This is a genomic window from Aliinostoc maniaoense (assembly GCF_058172895.1).
In genome coordinates this window covers 4,407,301-4,422,735 of the sequence record NZ_CP187952.1, presented here as the reverse complement: position 1 = coordinate 4,422,735, position 15,435 = coordinate 4,407,301, and the positions used below count along the sequence as shown (strand labels likewise).

General features: G+C 37.1%; 11 protein-coding genes. 5 read left to right on the top strand and 6 right to left on the bottom strand.

Annotated elements, in window-relative coordinates; translation table 11 throughout:
* Window positions 1-88: 88 nt before the first annotated feature.
* From ACPZ3T_RS19105 to ACPZ3T_RS19090, 4 genes are all read right to left on the bottom strand, one after another.
* Entirely contained in the window at window positions 89-928 is an 840-nt protein-coding gene (locus ACPZ3T_RS19105) for an Rpn family recombination-promoting nuclease/putative transposase (RefSeq protein ID WP_490271040.1), read from the bottom strand.
* Window positions 929-1,298: 370 nt separating this feature from the next.
* Window positions 1,299-3,374: a S9 family peptidase gene (locus ACPZ3T_RS19100; protein WP_490271039.1), complete on the bottom strand. Its 2,076-nt coding sequence runs from the start codon at window positions 3,372-3,374 to the stop codon at window positions 1,299-1,301.
* Between the two features lie 47 nt (window positions 3,375-3,421).
* Window positions 3,422-4,168: a hypothetical protein gene (locus ACPZ3T_RS19095; protein ID WP_490271038.1), complete on the bottom strand. Its 747-nt coding sequence runs from the start codon at window positions 4,166-4,168 to the stop codon at window positions 3,422-3,424.
* A 59-nt stretch (window positions 4,169-4,227) separates the two neighbouring features.
* Window positions 4,228-4,377, bottom strand: coding sequence for a histidine kinase (locus ACPZ3T_RS19090; RefSeq protein ID WP_490271037.1), 150 nt, complete (start codon window positions 4,375-4,377; stop codon window positions 4,228-4,230).
* A gap of 77 nt (window positions 4,378-4,454) precedes the next feature.
* On the opposite strand from ACPZ3T_RS19090, the gene hemE reads away from it, so the two are divergent.
* The 4 genes from hemE (at window position 4,455) to ACPZ3T_RS19070 (ending at window position 12,990) form a co-directional block, all read left to right on the top strand.
* Window positions 4,455-5,507, top strand: a complete 1,053-nt coding sequence (hemE, locus tag ACPZ3T_RS19085; protein ID WP_490271036.1) for a uroporphyrinogen decarboxylase — start codon at window positions 4,455-4,457, stop codon at window positions 5,505-5,507.
* 6 nt (window positions 5,508-5,513) lie between these two features.
* Window positions 5,514-5,726 (top strand): hypothetical protein, encoded by a 213-nt coding sequence (locus ACPZ3T_RS19080; RefSeq protein WP_490271035.1) that lies wholly within the window; start codon window positions 5,514-5,516, stop codon window positions 5,724-5,726.
* Window positions 5,680-6,651 (top strand): NAD-dependent epimerase/dehydratase family protein, encoded by a 972-nt coding sequence (locus ACPZ3T_RS19075; protein WP_490277279.1) that lies wholly within the window; start codon window positions 5,680-5,682, stop codon window positions 6,649-6,651. The genes ACPZ3T_RS19080 and ACPZ3T_RS19075 overlap by 47 nt, the downstream gene beginning before the upstream one ends.
* 552 nt (window positions 6,652-7,203) lie before the next feature.
* Window positions 7,204-12,990, top strand: a complete 5,787-nt coding sequence (locus tag ACPZ3T_RS19070; protein WP_490271034.1) for an AAA family ATPase — start codon at window positions 7,204-7,206, stop codon at window positions 12,988-12,990.
* A gap of 95 nt (window positions 12,991-13,085) precedes the next feature.
* Here the strand turns inward: ACPZ3T_RS19070 and ACPZ3T_RS19065 are convergent, their stop codons facing one another.
* Window positions 13,086-13,238 carry a hypothetical protein gene (locus tag ACPZ3T_RS19065; protein ID WP_490271033.1) on the bottom strand — a complete coding sequence of 51 codons (153 nt, stop codon included), beginning with the start codon at window positions 13,236-13,238 and terminating at the stop codon, window positions 13,086-13,088.
* Between the two features lie 52 nt (window positions 13,239-13,290).
* Here ACPZ3T_RS19065 and ACPZ3T_RS19060 point away from each other — a divergent pair, with 52 nt between their 5' ends.
* Window positions 13,291-14,685, top strand: a complete 1,395-nt coding sequence (locus tag ACPZ3T_RS19060) for an AAA-like domain-containing protein (protein WP_490271032.1) — start codon at window positions 13,291-13,293, stop codon at window positions 14,683-14,685.
* A 273-nt stretch (window positions 14,686-14,958) separates the two neighbouring features.
* Here the strand turns inward: ACPZ3T_RS19060 and ACPZ3T_RS19055 are convergent, their stop codons facing one another.
* Complete coding sequence (locus ACPZ3T_RS19055; RefSeq protein ID WP_490271031.1) at window positions 14,959-15,366, bottom strand: hypothetical protein; 408 nt, start codon at window positions 15,364-15,366, stop codon at window positions 14,959-14,961.
* Between the last annotated feature and the right edge of the window lie 69 nt (window positions 15,367-15,435).

The window sequence follows — 15,435 nt, the reverse complement described above, 5'->3', positions numbered from 1 at the left end:
TGAAGTAATAGGTAATTGGTATTACTCATTACTCATTACTCATTACTCATTACTCATTACTCATTACTCATCACTCATCACTCATTACTCATTTAATCGTTGACAGCCAAGCTTGTAAATCAGCCAAATTAGTAAAATCAAGTAGTGCTTCGCCGAGATTTTCTAATTGTTCTAGGGAGAGACTTTCCACCTGTTGACGCACTGCCGGAGATAATTCTCCTACTCTACGAGTTAATTGTCGTATAATTAAAGATCGCGCTTCTACTTCCATTCCTTCTTCCTTGATTTCCCTGTAAACGCGTGTTTCCTTGAGGCTAATTCCCAACATTTGTTCTACCTCCACTCGGCTTAATTGTTCAAACTTGTACACCATGATTGTAGTTATTAATTCAATTATGGCGCGACTTGTAGTTTCTGGTTGTTCTAAACTAACACGCTCTAACAAATATCTTGCTTCTTCGGGTGCTTGTGCTTCTTCTATAGTCGTCAACACCATCAATGCTACCCACAATGGTAGTTCACGCATATCTCCCAATTCATCCAAATACACCCTATGCACTTGATTACTATTAAGTAATCCCCGGTGAGGATAAATATCGCTTTGTTCAATACTGCGCGTAGGATAAATGATTACTGCTTGCCAATCATTAAATCTGTCACGTTGGCGGTAAAAATATAATGATGATTCTGCAAATATCCTTTCATAGAGTCGTTCGTCTTTCTGGAATTGCACTTCGCAGAAGTATACCACCCCTGGACTTTCATTTTCAGGTGGCAGAAATACCCCATCAATTTCAAATTTTGGTTCTTTGACAGCTACACAATCAAATCGATAGGCTGCCGCATTTGTCGGTTTATCTGCCAATAGTTCAAATAGTAAGCTAGGATGTTGTTGAAATAGTTGATAAAATATTGAATCTCGCCGCATAAAATCTTTAACTAAGAGCCTATTTATAAAATAAACATTAAGTAGGGTTTGTAAGGCTATGTAAGGATTGGAGGATTTTAGCCAATGATATCTACCCTTAAGGCAACTAATATTATACGGTGCGTTACGCATTGCTTAAACGCACCCTACAATTTAAGGTTTTTTTGGTAAAAAGTTATCAGTCAGCAATTAAGTAGAACAGAGTAAATAATTAAATGTTTGTAGTGAGAACTTTAGTTCTCAAATCAGGACTAAAGTCCTTACTACGAACTCAATTTTAGTCTTGTTACATTACTTAACATAGTTCGTTTTTTTCAACTCGTTCTACTTACTTGATAACTGATAACTGACTTAAATTTCTCCTATCTCTCTAACTTCTGCCAACCAATCCCCAACGATCTAAAATGAAGGCATACTCAAAAGCTAACTCTTTTAAGCTTTCATAACGTCCAGATGCGCCGCTATGTCCAGCATCCATATTAGTTTTGAGTAGGAGAATATTATTACCTGTTTTCAGTTCTCGAAGTTTGGCTGTCCATTTAGCTGGTTCCCAATATTTGACACGGGAATCATTTAAACCGGCGGTGATTAACAAATCAGGGTAATCCTTGGCTGTGACATTATCGTAAGGTGAGTAAGATTTCATGTAGTGATAGTAGACTGGATCGTTAGGATTTCCCCATTCTTCCCATTCCATCGCCGATAGGGGTAAAGAGGTATCTAGAATAGTAGTCACTACATCAACAAACGGCACATTAGCCACGACTACCTGAAATAATTCGGGACGGAGATTAATCACTGCACCCATTAATAAACCCCCTGCACTCCCGCCTGTAATGGCTAGGTGTGTGCTTGCTGTCCAACCTTCATTGATTAAATATTCGGCACAGGCAATAAAATCAGTAAAGGTGTTTTTCTTGTGTAAAAATTTACCATTTTCATACCATTTGCGCCCCATTTCTTCGCCACCGCGAATATGAGCGATCGCAAATACTGCGCCTCGGTCTAATAATGTTAGTCTAGTGGAAGAAAATGATGCGGGGTAAGAAGCTCCATAAGAACCGTATCCTGTGAGCAATAAGGGATTTTTGCCGTCTTTTTTAATGCCTCGTTTGTAAACAATTGATATGGGAACTTGTGTACCATCTGGGGCTGTAGCCATTAACCATTCACTGCAATATTGCTGGGGATCATAGCCGCCTAGTACCTGGGTTTGTTTTTTTAATTCCCTCTGTTGTGTGTCCATATCATAATCGAAAACCGATGGCGGTGTAATTAATGAGGTGTAATTAAACCGCAAGATATTAGTGTTAAATTCTGGATTATTTCCTTCTGAAAATGCGTAGGTAGGTTCAGGAAAGATAATATTACTTTCCTCTCCTGTAGATAGATTCTGTACTCTGGCGGTTGGTAGTCCATCTTGACGTTCATAAATTACCAAGTGATTAGCAAATAAACTAATTCCTGATAAGAGAACATCTTCACGGTGAGGAATTACTGTTTGCCAGTTGTCTTTTGAGGGTGCAGCTATGGGAGTTTTCACCAATTTAAAATTAGTGGCTGCTTCGTTGGTGACAATGTAAAAGTAATCACTGTGATGGTCTACATCATATTCTATACCTGGAACACGGTGGTAAATAACCTCAAAATCACCCCTAGGATGATTAGCATCGAGATAGTGAACTTCTGTTGTGATACTGCTCCGTAAAGTCATCAAAATATATGCTTGAGAGCGCGTATTATCAACATATAAAGCATAAGCTTCATCAGGCTCATGATAAATTAATTGATCTGCATTTGTTGGTGTGCCGAGAGTATGCCTAAATAATTGAAAAGGGCGATTAGCATGATCAATTTTGGTATAAAAACCTGTTTGATTGTCGTTAGCCCAAACAAAGGAAAAATAAGTATCAGCAATAGTTTCTGGATATAACTGACGTGTATTTAAATCCAGAAAAAACAGTGTATATCTTTCAGAGCCAGTAGTATCAAATGAGTAGGCTAGTATTTGATGATTAGGACTAATTGCAAATACACCCAATTCAAAAAAATCATGTCCGGCTGCTAATTCATTTTCATCTAACAGCACTTCTTCAGGTGCATCTAAACTGCCTTGTTTGCGGCAATAAATCCGATAAGCTTTTCCGGCTTCCGTCCGTGCATAATAATAGTAATTATCTTTGCGATCAGGCACAGAGAGATCGGTTTCTTGAATGCGGGAGAGCATTTCATCATAAAGCTGAGTTTGCAGCGTCTCTGTATGCTGCATCATGGCTGTAGTGTAGGCATTTTCCGCCTCTAGATATGCAGCTACTTTGGGGTTATCAATTTCGCGCAGCCAAAAGTAGTTGTCTATGCGGCGATCGCCATGTAATTCTAAAACCTGGGGCTGTTTGTTTGCCACAGGTGGCAGAATATTTTTTTGTAACACCCGATCTTTTGTCATCCTTCTGTAACCTTTTATCCCATGTCAACCAATAGCTACCCAAAAATTTAGGATGAGCTAGAAATTCCAGTCTGACGTTGTAATTGTTTTTTCAAAGTACACAAGCCAATTGCTGGTATAACTCCGAGAATCATAGCTGTAAATCCCTGTTCAATCCAATACATTCCACCAACTGGCATCAAATTTTTCATGAAAGAAAGTAACCAGACTACCAGACTAATACAAAAGAAGGAAACAGAGGGGAAAAAACTCCACCACCAAGTTTTGACTGTATAACGCCGCAAAACTAACCATTGCAAAAACCCTAGCCAAATCCCGGCAATAATGTAGAGAAATGTTGACAAAAATCCTAATGCCAAAGTAATTTCAGCAGTTACAGTTTCAGCAGATGATTGAGCCAGAGTACCAATATAGTTAATCCAAGCGGTGGACACACCATTAGCTAGTAGCCAACCGATACTGGTAGCAACTGTCCATAGCCAACCAGACAGGTAACGGCGCATAACTAATGCTTGATCAGCAGCGAAAACTACCGCAAAGACAATATTACCAAGCAATCTTACCCAAAAACTCCATACTTGCGGCTGATCAGCAAAAATAGGTAGAAAACCTTGCCAGAGAATTTTTTCAATAGCAATACTGACAATACCACCCACCACCCAACCCACAATTGTCATCAAGGTAAATTGCACAAAGAATACCCGACGTTGAGAACGAGGGATCAATAACCTGACTGGTTGCGATTTATGATGATTAGCTCCAAAATGAGCAGGATGATTAGAATTAGTTTTCATATTAATTTACGTTAAGAAATTTACAAAAAATAATCTCAATCAAAACATTTGTAACTCAATTAGGAAAATGGGAATGGGGAATGGGGCATAGGGCATAGGGCATAGGGCATAGGGCATTGGAGCAAATATTTCTCCCTTGTCCCCCTTGTCCCCCTTCCCTTGTCTACCTTGTCTCCCTGCCCCCCTGCTCCCCTGCCCCCTCCTCCCATTCCCCTTTGATCATGCGTAATCCCAGAATGATAAGCTAAACATTGACATAAAAAAGTGACTTAGGATGAAGTGTTAAATGGGTTTTGCGTCAACGACTCCTCATCTTTTGCGGGCTGCTCGTGGTGAAATCGTAGATCGTCCCCCCGTGTGGATGATGCGCCAGGCAGGACGATATATGAAAGCATATCGGGATTTGAGGGAGAAATATCCTTCATTTCGGGATCGCTCCGAAATTCCTGAAGTGGCAATTGAAGTCTCCCTCCAACCCTGGAGAGCTTTTCAACCAGACGGCGTAATTTTATTTTCCGATATTGTTACCCCCTTACCCGGTTTGGGGATTGACATGGACATTGCGGAAGGTAAAGGCCCCATCATTCATGCGCCCATTCGCACTCAAGCACAAATTGACGCGCTACGTCCTCTAGAACCAGAAGCGGCTTTACCGTTTATCAAAACTATTTTGCAGGCTTTACGTCAAGAAGTAGGCAACAAATCAACGGTATTGGGCTTTGTGGGTGCGCCGTGGACTTTAGCCGCCTATGCGGTGGAAGGTAAAGGTTCTAAAACCTACTCCATCATCAAAAATATGGCTTTCACACAGCCAGATTTACTACATCAACTCTTAGCTAAATTAGCAGATGCGATCGCAGATTACGTCCGGTATCAGATCGATTCTGGGGCGCAAGTAGTACAAATGTTCGATTCTTGGGCAGGACATCTCAGCCCCCAAGACTATGATGTGTTTGCACTGCCCTACCAAAAACGCGTATTCCAGCAAGTCAAAGCCACTCACCCAGACACACCATTGATTTTGTTAGTTAGTGGTAGTGCAGGCGTACTAGAGCGCATGGCACAATCTGGTGCGGATATCGTCACCGTAGACTGGACAGTAGACATGGCCGATGCGAGAGCCAGATTAGGTAAACACGTCAAAGTGCAAGGTAATCTTGACCCCGGTGTATTATACGGCTCAAAAGAATTTATCCGCGATCGCATTCTCGATACTGTTCGCAAAGCTGGTAACTGGGGTCACATTCTTAACCTCGGTCATGGTGTACACCCAGATACCCCAGAAGAAAACGTGGCTTTCTTCTTTGAAACCGCCAAGCAACTCAATGTTTTGGTTTAGTTGAGGATGAAAGGGGACTGGCTGGGGACTGGGAGCAGGGAGCAGGGAGCAGGGAGCAGGGAGACAAGGAAGACAAGGGAGAAATATTTACTCCAATGCCCAATGCCCCATGCCCCATGCCCAATGCCCCATGCCCCATGCCCCATGCCCCATGCCCAATGCCCCATGCCCCATGCCCCATGCCCTTATGAATCAACGAATTTTAGTCACCGGTGCTAGTGGCTGTATAGGTCACTATATAAGTGAAATCTTAATTCAACAAACACAAGCTGAATTATATTTACTCGTCAGAAACCCTCAAAAATTACAAGTTGATACCACGGTTCGCCCTGGTATTCATGTTTTGCAAGGTGATATGCAAAATATTAGCCAATTAGCTGATTTACTTCCCACAATTGATGTCGCAGTTCTGACTGCTACTGCTTGGGGTGGTGAACAAACTTTTGATATTAATGTATCTAAAACTTTAGAATTACTCAGTCTATTAAATCCTGAACGTTGTCAACAAGTTATTTATTTTTCTACAGCTAGTGTTTTAGATTCTCATAATCAACCACTCCAAGAAGCGGGAGAAATTGGTACAGATTATATCCGTTCTAAATATGAATGCTTACACAAAATATCACAATTAGCGATCGCACCTAAAATTACCACTGTTTTCCCGACTTTAGTTTTAGGTGGTGATGCCAAAAAACCCTATTCACATCTTACATCCGGTATTCCCGAAGTCACTAAATATATTAATTTAATTCGCTTCTTAAAAGCTGACGGTAGCTTTCACTTTATCCACGGTCAAGATATCGCCACTGTAGTAAAATATTTAATCTTGAATCCTTCCCCAAGCGATGCACCACGCCGACTAGTTTTAGGACAAGCAAGACTAACAGCCAACCAAGCAATAGAAGAACTTTGCTCTTATTTAGGGAAAAAGATTTACTTCCGTATTCCCTTATCTTTATCCTTAGCTAATTTTATTATCGCCGTCTTTCGCATTCAAATGGCAGCTTGGGATAGATTCTGCATGAATTATCGCCATTTTACCTATAAAATTGTAATTAATCCTAGTAGTTTTGACCTACCTAATTACTGTGCCACTATGAGTGATGTACTCAAAATTAGTGGTGTTAAATCACGTCAAAATTAACACCAAGCCTATAAATAAGCTAATGCTATTGTAGAGCAGGCTTGCACTTAGAGATGATTTATACAGTAAACCTTAAATTGTTAGATACATTAACATGAGTTCGACAACTGGAAAAAACCCCTCTCTAAACCTCTCCCCTGTAAGGAGAGAGGCTTTAAACCCTGGATTCTTCCTTGATATATAATGCTTTTTACTCCCCTCTCCGCGTCGGAGAGGGGTTGGGGGAGAGGTCACAAAAGACTTGTCGAACTCACGTTAAATTATAACAATGGTTAACGCACCGTATAATATTGGTGCGTTACGGCTAATTCTCACTCTCTGACTTCTGAAATCTTTGCATAGTCGTAACACACCCTACTGGACTAACACAGCTAAAATGTAGCAATAAAAAATTCATTTCATCAGCGTACCCTGCGGTTTCGCGGTAGCGTCTCGTTAGAGAAGCAAGCTATATCTGCGTACATCTGCGTTTTTTATCTAAATCTAATACGCCACTACTTAATATTTACAAACAGCCTCTCACTTAACGTATAAAAAAATCTACCATATCCTATGAATACAATAATAGACTACCAATTTATTGAAAAAATTTACGAAAGTGCTAACTCAATAGTTTATCGAGGAGTTATCAAGTCAGAGTCACAACCAATCATTCTGAAGTTACTGAAAGAAAATTACCCCACCCCCTCAGAACTAACACGATATAAACAGGAATATGAAATTACCCATTCATTAAACACAGACAACATTATCCGAGCTTATGACTTACAAAGATATCAGAATAGTTTGGTGATGCTGCTGGAAGATTTTGGAGGTCAATCTTTAAACAATTTGATACAAAAATATCACTTTACATTAGAAGAATTTTTCACCATAGCTATTAAAATTACTGAAGGTTTGATATCCATTCACACTGCTAATATTATCCACAAAGATATCAATCCCAGCAACATAGTATATAACCAAAAAACAGGCAACCTTAAAATTATTGACTTTGGTATTTCTAGTAATCTTTCTCAAGAAAATCAGAAACTTTGTAACCTCAACCAATTAGAAGGAACATTAGCTTACATTGCTCCAGAACAAACGGGTAGAATGAACCGAGGTATAGATTATCGCAGTGATTTTTATTCGCTGGGTGTTACCTTCTATGAAATTTTGACTCATCAACTCCCCTTTCCAATTAATGATCCTTTAGAGTTAGTTCATTGTCATCTCGCACAAGTTCCCAAAACACCCCAGGAATTGATTTCTTCTCTTCCCTTGGCAATATCTGATATTGTCATGAAATTGTTAGCTAAAACCCCAGAGGAGCGATATCAAAGTGCTTGGGGAATTAAAGCAGACTTAGAAATCTGTTTCCAGCAGTTAAAAACTTGCGGAGAAATTTCTCGATTTCCTTTAGCCAGTCAAGATATTTCTGATAAGTTTCATATTCCACAGAAACTATATGGCAGAGAGCAGCAAATTAATCAACTACTAACTACCTTTGAGCGTGTCAATAGCCAAGGTAGTACAGAAATAATGCTGATTAGTGGTTATTCAGGTATTGGTAAAACTGCCTTAGTTAATGAAATTTACAAACCTATTACACGCCAAAAAGGATTTTTTATTCAGGGTAAATTTGACCAGTTACAAAGAGATATTCCTTATGCAGCAATTACCCAGGCTTTTGAAGATTTAGTACGCCAACTGCTGAGTGAACCGGAAATTAACTTACAAGCTTGGAAACAGAAAATATTAGCAGCTTTAGAAAATAATGCTCAAATTATTATTGATGTAATTCCTGATTTAGAAAAAATTCTCGGTAAACAGCCAGCTATTGAGCAATTAGTAGGAAGTGAAGCCCAAAATCGATTCAATTTATTTTTTGCACGATTTATTAGCATTTTTAGCCGCCAAGAACATCCCTTAGTAATCTTCCTAGATGATTTACAATGGGCAGATTTAGCATCTTTAAATTTTATTGAGTTAATAACGAGCAATTCTGAAAATCAATATTTATTAATCATAGGTGCATACCGGGATAATGAAGTTACTCCTACTCATCCTTTAATGCAAACATTAGAAAAAATCATCAAGGCAGAAGCTAATGTTAATGAAATCACACTTCCACCTTTAGAACTCAACCATGTTAACCAATTAATTGCCGATACCCTACATTGTTCGATAGAAAATGCTCAACCTCTAGGTGATTTAATAGCTTACAAAACTGGTGGAAATTCTTTTTTCTTAACTCAATTACTGCAAAATTTGTATAAAGAGAAACTTTTAGTTTTTAACTATACAGAATTGCAAAATAAGAATAAAGAAGCTAAAAGAATGTTGTGGCAATGGGATTTTCAGGAAATTAAAAACCTGGAAATAACTAATAATGTCATTGATTTAATGGTCAATAAAATTGAAAAGCTAGATGAAAATACACAGAATATTTTAAAATTAGCAGCGTGTATAGGTAATGAATTTAATTTAGAAATTCTTTCTATTGTCAATAAAAAATCCCAAACATTGACTGCTCAACAACTACAGCAAGCCATTGAGGAAGGATTGATTGTTCCTTTAAGCAATGATTATAAAATACCTTTACTATGGAATGGGGAGGAAATTTCTCGCAATTCTTCAGAAATATCCTCAGCTTTTACACCGAAATATCCTAAATCTATTCCCTATAAATTTTTACACGATAGAGTGCAGCAAGCTGCTTATAGTCTAATTTTAGAAGATAAGAAGTTTGTACATCTACAAATAGGTCGTATTCTCCTTAAAAATACCAAAGACAAGTATTTAGAAAACAATATTTTTAATATTGTCAATCAATTTAATGAAGGGGCAGAATTAATTACTGAGCAATCAGAAAAAGATAATTTAGCTAAATTATTTCTGCAAGCTGGCAAAAAATCTAAGGCATCTACTGCTTATGAACCAGCACTTAAATATTTACAAAAAGGATTAAATCTCTTACCTGCTAATAGTTGGGAAATACAGTATGAATTAACCTTTGAATTTCATATAGAAATCTTAGAAACTCTCTATGTTATTACTAAATTCGATGAATTTGAAACATTATGCGAGTATCTTTTAACAAAAACTAAAAATATACTTGATAAAACTAAAGTACTTCAAAATAAAATCACTTACTATTTTACAATCTTTCAGCACGAGAAAGCAATAGACATCGCTCTTAAAGCTTTATTAGATATGGGTGTAAATATTAATAAATTTCCCAGTGATATAGACAATCAACTTAAAAAACAACAAAAAATAGTTAAAAATTTATTGCAGGGTAAAACAATTGCAGATTTAGCTGAATTACCTGCAATGACTGACGAAACTCAAATTGCAGTCAATTTAATACTTCAGCAGATAACTATAGCAACAGTCACAATAAGTGTTAGTTTAAATGCTCAAATAATCTTAACACAGATCGAGCTTTGTCTTAAATATGGAAATCCGGTTACTGCTGCTTATACCTATGTAATTTATGCTTATATTTTGTGCCTAAATCAAGATATTGATGATGCTAATGAGTTTGGTAAATTGGCTCTGAGTTTAATTGAGAAATCTAGCAGTAAAAAAATAGAAGTTATGGTTATAAATATCTATTATGCTAGTATATGGTATTGGAAAGAGCATATCCGAAACATAGACGCACAAGAAAAGATTATATATACCTTTCAAACAAGTATAAATATTGGAGAGCATGAGTTTCCTTGTTATTTGGCAATTAATTATTGTCTGATAAAATTTGCAGGTGGAGAAACTTTGCCAGATATTGATAATGATTACAGGAAGTATTTTGATTTTATTAAATCAACTAAAATTACTTATGTTATTTATGCTCACCAAGTATTGCATAAAGTCATAACTAATTTCTTGGTAAGTAACGAAATTGATGGATTAATTATTGGTGATTCCAGAGAAGAAGAACAAGAATTAATCAACAGTTGGGTTGCAATAAATAATCAATGGTTACTATTTTTTATATATTTGGCGAAGACTATTTACTATTTTTATTTTAAAAAGAGTTTTGATGCTGCTACTCATGGAATATTGACTGAAAAATATACTTCTAGTGGAAGTATAGGTGGATTTTTACATAATTTTTACTTTTCTCTTTCGCTACTTGCTCAATATAAAGACTGTGAAATAAATCAGCAAAAAGAATTTATTGAGCAAGTAGATAAAAATCAAGCAACGATGAAAATATGGGCTAGTTCCTGCCCTGCCAATTTTCAGCATAAATATGATTTAGTCGCAGCCGAAAAAGCAAGAATATTAGGGCGAAATTGGGAAGCTGAAGAACTTTATGAACAAGCTATTCAAGATGCGAAAAAATATGAATTTATCCAAGAAGAAGCACTAGCTTATGAATTAGCAGCAGAATTTTACTTAAATCTGAAACGGGAAGAAATTGGCCAGTTATATTTGAGAAATGCCTATCATTGTTACGATCGCTGGGGAGCTAAAGCTAAACTACAACAGTTAGAAGCGGAATATCCCCAATATTTGATGGCAATTACCAAGCCAGGGATAGCTAAAAATTTAAGCACAACTACGTCTACTGTCGGTAGCAATGCAGAAGTTCTCGATTTATCAACAGTCATTAAAGCTTCTCAAACTCTAGCCGAAGAAATTATTCTAGAGAATTTGCTGGCGAAGTTAATGAAAATTATGATTGAGAACGCAGGGGCGGAAAAAGGCTTATTGTTGCTATCTTCTCAGGATAAATGGGTAATTGAAGCGATCGCCACTATTAATACCAATAATGTTAAAGTTTTACAATCAATACCAGTAGATACACTAGATGAAGCGAGTCAAACTCCTTTACTGTCCCTATCTATTATCAACTACGTCGCCCGCACCCAAGAAAATGTAGTGCTGAATGATGCTACTAAAGACGAACAATTTATCAGTGATCAATACATTATCGCCACCCAACCTCAATCAATTTTCTGTATTCCCTTAGTCAATCAAGGCAAATTAAACGGCATTTTATATTTAGAAAATAACCTGACTACAGACGCATTTACACCAGAGCGCGTCCGCATCTTAAATATTTTATCTAGCCAAGCTGCCATTTCAATTGAAAATTCTCGCATCTACACCACTCTAGAACAGAAAGTAGAAGAACGTACCCAAGAACTATCACAAACTCTCGAAATTCTAAAAGCCACTCAAGCAAAATTAGAATTTGAAAATGCTCTATTAAAAAGTGCTGAATCAGCCTCAAATTATGATTATCAAGTAGGTGGTAGTTTGCCAATTGATGCACCGACTTATGTAGTGCGATCGGCAGATCGTTACTTCTACAAAGCATTAAAAAATGGCGAGTTTTGTTATATATTAAATACCCGACAAATGGGTAAATCAAGTTTGATGGTGCGGATGATGCACCACTTACAACAACAGGGTTTTTGCTGTGCTGCCATTGATATGACAAGAATTGGCAATGAAAACATCACCCCTGAGCAATGGTATAAGGGATTAGCTGTGGAATTGTGGCAAAGTTTTGACTTGCTAGATCAGGTGAATTTAAAAGCTTGGTGGCAAGAAAAACTAGACATTTCTCCTGTACAGCGATTGAGTAGATTTTTAGAAGAAGTTTTATTAGCTAAAGTTAGATTACCAAACGATAATCTTCCACCAAAAATATTTATCTTTTTAGATGAAATTGATAGTGTTTTAGGTTTAGATTTTCCAGTTAACGACTTCTTTGCTTTAATTCGCTCCTGTTATAATCACCGCAATATTAATTTAGAGTATCAGCGATTGTGTTTTGCTTTATTTGGAGTTGCTACTCCTAGTGATTTAATCACTGATTATCGCAAAACACCTTTTAATATTGGCCAAGCAATTCAACTGCATGGTTTCCAAATGCACGAAGCTCAACCTCTGCTGCACGGACTAGCAGACAAAGTGAGTAATCCTCAAGCCGTGCTGAAAGAAGTGTTATTTTGGACTAACGGCCAGCCATTTTTAACCCAAAAGATTTGCCAGATGATTCGTACTTCACCATCTTCTGTCCCCCAAAAAACTGAAAAAGCTTGGATTGAGAATTTGATCCGTACCAATATCATCGAAAATTGGGAAGCTCAGGATGAACCAGAGCATTTTAGAACAATACGCGATCGCATTCTCAAAGGTGATACAAAATCTACCAAAATACTGGAACTATACCAGCAAATTTTAGAGCTTGGACAAGTAACTTCGGTTGATACTCCAGAAGCCAGAGAACTAATCTTATCAGGATTATTGATTAAGCAGCAAGGTTACTTAAAGATTCATAACCGAATTTATGAATTAATTTTTAATAATAGTTGGATTGCAGCTAATAGATAATAAATCTTAGATGATTATAAGCTGAATTGAAAATGGGCATAGGGCATGGGGGAGGCAGCCGCGTGGGCGGGTTTCCCGACTTGAGCGGACTGCCGTCATGGGGCATGGGAAAGACAGATTTTCATCCTTGGTTGTGGCAAAACTTGGCGTGAATGGCTGACTTGAAAAAGGGGTGTAGGGGAGCGAGTGCGTTGGGCGGCTTTGCCGACTTGTAGCAACTCGCGTGTGTAAGGGAAAGAATTTTTCATCTTTTATGGTGTACGCAGTTTATGACAGCTACTTGTTTCAAATTTATGAATTATGGCTTTTAACTTGGACGAGGCAATTAAAATTGCTAATGAAGTAGTGTTGAAAAAGTTTTTCAGAAAATTAACTGATGTTGAAATTATTGTCCTAAAAGGAGCTTGGAAACGAGAAGAATATGATCAAATAGCGGCTAAAAACCAATATACAACCAGTTATATTAGTCAAGATGTTGCACCCAAGTTGTGGAAATTGTTAACAGATTCTCTAGGAGAAAAAGTTAAAAAAAGTAATTTTAAAGAGGCTTTAAAACGCAATTGGGAAAAAAAATATTGGCATCAGCAATTTACATCTCAATCCCACTTATTAACTAAAGAAATAAGGATAAATAAATCCCAACAGCCTTACCCTCAGTTTAATCTATCCCAAGAGCAAAAAAGCTGTGTAGATTCACAATTTTATGTGCCTCGCTATCCTCTGGAATCCCTATGCTATGAACACTTGTTACACCCTGGTTCTCTGATGCGAATCAAAGCACCTAAACTCATGGGTAAAACATTGTTAATAGAGCGATTATTAATCAAAGCAGCAAAACACGGCTATCGGACAGTCAGTTTAAGTTTGGAAATGGTAGACAGAAAAACTCACTGCACCGACTTGAATAAATTTTTGCGTTGGTTCTGTTTTAATGTCAGTCGAGAACTGCACTTACCTAGTCAGATGGATGAATATTGGGATGAACAGGGGATGGGTGCTAAAGTCAGCTGCACAACCTACTTAGAAGAATATCTATTAGCTGATGCCCAAACCCCCCTAGTTCTGTGTTTAGATGATGTGGACGTGCTTTTCCCTTATCCTGAAGTTTATGAAGACTTTTTTGGATTATTGCGTTCTTGGCACGAAAAAGCCAGAAGTCGCCCAAACTGGAAAAAGTTACGATTAGTTATTGCTCATGCCACAGATGTTTATATCCAGTTGAATATTAATCAGTCACCTTTTAATGTAGGCTTACCCATTCAATTACCAGAATTAACTAGAGAAGAAGTTGAGGTATTTGCTAGGCAATATGGATTAGCAGGCGATTCATATTTAGTAGATTCCTTAATGCAATTGGTAGGGGGTCATCCTTACCTGCTAAAAATGGCATTTTCTTACCTCACAAGTTATCCTGATTTGACTTTGGAACAATTGTTATTAGAAGCGGTAACAGATGCGGGAATTTATAGCCATCATTTACGAGAATATTGGTTGAGTTTGCAACAAGAACCAAAACTGATGGCAGCATTTCAAACAGTGATTAATTCTGATAAACCTGTGAGATTAGAAACTATATCAGCTTATCAATTGCAAAGTATGGGATTGGTTAAGCTTGCGGGTAATGATGTTGAGCCGCGCTGTCAGTTGTATTGTCATTATTTTGCTGATGTGATTGCAAATCATAGTAATGAGTAATGAGTAATGAGTAATGAGTAATGAGTAATGAGTAATGAGTAATGAGTAATGAGTAATGAGTAATGAGTGATAAGTGATAAGTGAATTTCTTGATTGTTATTTATCAACGTCGAATTTGCTTTATGATGAAAAAAAATCTGATACTTTGTAAGTATCAGATTTAGGCTATAACTAGTACAGCATTTATAATATTATTAGTTTAATTTTTAGATAAAATGAAAATATAAATATTGTTTTATATAGAAAATTTTCCTATGTAACTAAGTTTGTTCATCAATTAAATATGAAAATAGTTTGCATTTCCATAGTGATATCAGATGGGGGATCAGGAACATTGTAGGATGAGGGAGACGTAGTAATGCTATATGTCAAAGTGTAATAAGCACCTTTAGTAAATTTGGCAGTTCCCAAATTCACATTAAGAGTAGGTACTTCAAACTCACCAATCAAGTCATAACTATCTACTAATGATGAGTTGTCTTCATGCCATATCTTGACTACAGCATCATGATTGAACTCATATGATTTACCTAATAACCAGGTATCTCCTTGCCTCATCTCATGTCTGAGTTGAACACGGGGTTTACTATCAGTGAAGACTTCTAAAAGAGTTTTGTCATTGCCGAAATAGTATTCGGTTTTATCACATCTGAGAGTATGGAGAATAATTTTACGAACCATACATATATCAATCCTTAAAATTTAAACAGAATCTTAAAAAGCTCCTAATTGATATTGTTTGCTTGCTAC

What these genes read in the sequence shown, in the direction of transcription:
- ACPZ3T_RS19105 (WP_490271040.1), bottom strand. Translation starts at nt 928, where the DNA reads ATGCGGCGAGATTCAATATTTTATCAACTATTTCAACAACATCCTAGC.
- ACPZ3T_RS19100 (WP_490271039.1), bottom strand. Translation starts at nt 3,374, where the DNA reads ATGACAAAAGATCGGGTGTTACAAAAAAATATTCTGCCACCTGTGGCA.
- ACPZ3T_RS19095 (WP_490271038.1), bottom strand. Translation starts at nt 4,168, where the DNA reads ATGAAAACTAATTCTAATCATCCTGCTCATTTTGGAGCTAATCATCAT.
- ACPZ3T_RS19090 (WP_490271037.1), bottom strand. Translation starts at nt 4,377, where the DNA reads ATGGGAGGAGGGGGCAGGGGAGCAGGGGGGCAGGGAGACAAGGTAGAC.
- hemE (WP_490271036.1), top strand. Translation starts at nt 4,455, where the DNA reads ATGGGTTTTGCGTCAACGACTCCTCATCTTTTGCGGGCTGCTCGTGGT.
- ACPZ3T_RS19080 (WP_490271035.1), top strand. Translation starts at nt 5,514, where the DNA reads ATGAAAGGGGACTGGCTGGGGACTGGGAGCAGGGAGCAGGGAGCAGGG.
- ACPZ3T_RS19075 (WP_490277279.1), top strand. Translation starts at nt 5,680, where the DNA reads ATGCCCCATGCCCTTATGAATCAACGAATTTTAGTCACCGGTGCTAGT.
- ACPZ3T_RS19070 (WP_490271034.1), top strand. Translation starts at nt 7,204, where the DNA reads ATGAATACAATAATAGACTACCAATTTATTGAAAAAATTTACGAAAGT.
- ACPZ3T_RS19065 (WP_490271033.1), bottom strand. Translation starts at nt 13,238, where the DNA reads ATGAAAAATTCTTTCCCTTACACACGCGAGTTGCTACAAGTCGGCAAA.
- ACPZ3T_RS19060 (WP_490271032.1), top strand. Translation starts at nt 13,291, where the DNA reads ATGGCTTTTAACTTGGACGAGGCAATTAAAATTGCTAATGAAGTAGTG.
- ACPZ3T_RS19055 (WP_490271031.1), bottom strand. Translation starts at nt 15,366, where the DNA reads ATGGTTCGTAAAATTATTCTCCATACTCTCAGATGTGATAAAACCGAA.